This is a genomic window from Komagataeibacter kakiaceti JCM 25156, from assembly GCF_000613305.1.
Window position 1 is genome coordinate 1 of the sequence record NZ_BAIO01000675.1, and the last position, 1,058, is coordinate 1,058.

General features: G+C 66.7%; 1 pseudogene. It reads left to right on the forward strand.

The features are described 5' to 3' along the window. Positions 1 to 289: 289 nt before the first annotated feature. A pseudogene (gene purM / locus JCM25156_RS25960) lies at positions 290 to 1,058 on the forward strand (phosphoribosylformylglycinamidine cyclo-ligase); the annotation flags it as partial.

Consider the following 1,058-nt stretch of genomic DNA (forward strand, 5'->3'; position numbering starts at 1 on the left):
GGGCCGAGCAGCCAGCTCCGCGCCGCCGCGTTGGCGGCTGAAAAAACGAAGTCGCTGGCGGCGAACCGTGGCGTGTGGGCAAACGGCAACACCAGTTGCCCGATCGCGCCGGCAACCGCGTTTTCATCCATTTTCAGCTTCGTGCGCTCAACCACCGCTTTGTGCGTTGCCCCGCCTTGACGTAAAGAAAGCCGGAAGTCCGTTCTATCCCGGTTCCGTGCTGTGATTTTCATAGCCTGCCCGCGGGAGTCCGGGAAAGTGATAGTTTGATTACACAAAGGCCCGCCGCATGACGTCCGCCCCACGCCCGCCCTCCGCTCCCTCCGACACCGCGCCCAGCGCCACCTACCGTGACGCCGGGGTGGACATTGCCGCGGGTGACGCGCTTGTCGAGGTCATCAAGCCCGCGGCGAAAGCGACGGACCGCCCCGGCACCATGGGCGGGCTTGGCGGGTTCGGGGCGCTGTTCGACCTAAGGGCCGCCGGGTTCAGCGATCCCATCCTCGTCTCCTGCACCGATGGGGTGGGCACCAAGCTCATGATCGCCATTGAAAGCGGCCTGCATGAGACGGTGGGCATCGACCTTGTCGCCATGTGCGTGAACGATCTGGTGGTGCAGGGCGCGACGCCGCTGTTCTTCCTGGACTATTTCGCCACGGGCCGGCTCTCCATCGAGGACGCGGCCAAGGTGGTGCGCGGCATCGCGAAAGGCTGCGCCGACTCCGGCTGCGCGCTGGTGGGCGGTGAAACGGCGGAAATGCCGGGCATGTACGCACCCGGCCATTATGATCTGGCCGGATTCTCGGTGGGGGCGGCGGAACGCACGACGCTGCTGCCCGGCGCGATCCGGCCCGGTGATACGCTGATCGGCCTGCCTTCGGCCGGGGTCCATTCCAACGGTTTTTCGCTGGTGCGCAACATCGTCACGCGCAGCGGGCTGGCGTGGGACGCCCCCTGCCCCTTCGCCGATGGCCAGACACTGGGCGAGGCGCTGATGACGCCACAACACTTTACGTCCACCCCGTTCTGGACCTGCACCGGGCCGGGCTGCTCATGGG